The sequence below is a fragment of the Streptomyces sp. NPDC001056 genome (genome assembly GCF_053598955.1).
Genome location: NZ_JBSFLI010000107.1, coordinates 1 through 1,372, shown reverse-complemented (window position 1 = coordinate 1,372; position 1,372 = coordinate 1). Strand labels below are relative to the sequence as shown.

The window sequence follows — 1,372 nt, the reverse complement described above, 5'->3', positions numbered from 1 at the left end:
GCAAGACCGGCATCAACACCGCCGAGGGCAAGAACCTGGTGGGCGCCTTCCACCCGCCGGCCGGCGTGCTGTTAAGTTCCCTGCGGGCGTCTATGAAGTTAATGCTGTTGTTCACGCAAATATAAAAGTCGATGGAATTAAAAATAATTTGAATTACGTCGATTTTCATTCGGACTACAAAAATCCGGCCCGGGTCACCTTTGACCGAGACTATCCATCGACGCCTCAGGAGCGCGAGCAGTGGGAATCCACGCATCGTGTCAGCATGTCGTACAAGCCGGTGAAGCCGGGTGAAACATTTGTTGAAGATGGCCTGTATCGAGCAGTGCGTCTGAATGCCGGTGGCAGTTACCGCAGCTTGCAGGTGATGCCATTCAAGGCCGGCGACATCGCTACGACCGACAGCGTGAAGATGCCGATGGAGTCCGGAGACGGCGTCCATCTCGATGGGCCGGTGCAATGGGTATGGGAAGGTAGCGCCCCGATCCCCACGAAGCCATTCTCGTCCGCCTACGTCGAAGGCACGGAGCAGTTCAGCTTGCCCGGCGCGGCGTGTCCGCGTGGCGGTCGATGGGTGGCGCGCGTGCGCGCGAATGCGGACTACTCGACGCCGGAATATCGCTATGACCTGTCCCGCATCGTGACGATGCGGCGTGGCCAGCCGATGCCGTCGATTTCGAACGACGCCGGCAACGCTGAATGGGAATGGGTGGGGGTCTGAGATACGCGAGCTCACCTGTCTCAATAAATAGGCGGTGCGGGGTTGACTATGATTAGTAATTTATGGCGCATTGCATTGGGAATCCTTGCAATCTCTCCGGTTGTTCTGATGGAGTGTGCAAACGGCGAGGCTATGAATTTGAAGGGTCAAGCAATGCAATTTAGCTACACGACGAATGGTGGTGCAGATGGGAGTGTCAATTCATATGGAAACAACGAGGTTTCAGTCTCTGGAGATGTGCTGTCTGTTCAAATTGGTGATTCGGCCGGAAATAAGAATGTTCACGGAATCGGGGCATACAAACTGAAGTTGCAGGGCGAAAATCTGGAATCCGCCAGAAAGCTTGCCGCGTTGCTGTGCTCCCCGAAAGATCCGAAAAGCGATGTGCCAATCTCCGATCTTTACAATGCGAAGTGCAGCGACGGAATGAGAGGTGGTCCGGTCAGAGAATTTAGTCGACCTGTTGCAATCAAAGTTGCCGATCTGGTGAATTCGCTCAGAAATGCAGGGATTCATGATGGACGGAAAGCTGTGAAATTCGATGCTTTGCTTGTGTCGATTGACCGTGCCAAGGCCGGATTCCTGGTTTCTGTCAGATTCGACAACACTGGCGATTATCCTATCAAGTTCAAGACGCCTGATAAATGGGAT

The 1,372-nt window shown here is 53.9% G+C and carries 2 protein-coding genes; both read left to right on the top strand.

Annotation, left to right across the window (positions count from 1 at the left end):
* Nucleotides 1-721, top strand: a 721-nt coding sequence (locus ACWDD7_RS37725; protein WP_450460715.1) for a hypothetical protein, incomplete at its 5' end; no start/stop codon positions are given.
* 108 nt (nucleotides 722-829) lie between these two features.
* A partial coding sequence (locus ACWDD7_RS37720; RefSeq protein WP_450460714.1) for a hypothetical protein occupies nucleotides 830-1,372 on the top strand: 543 nt, incomplete at its 3' end.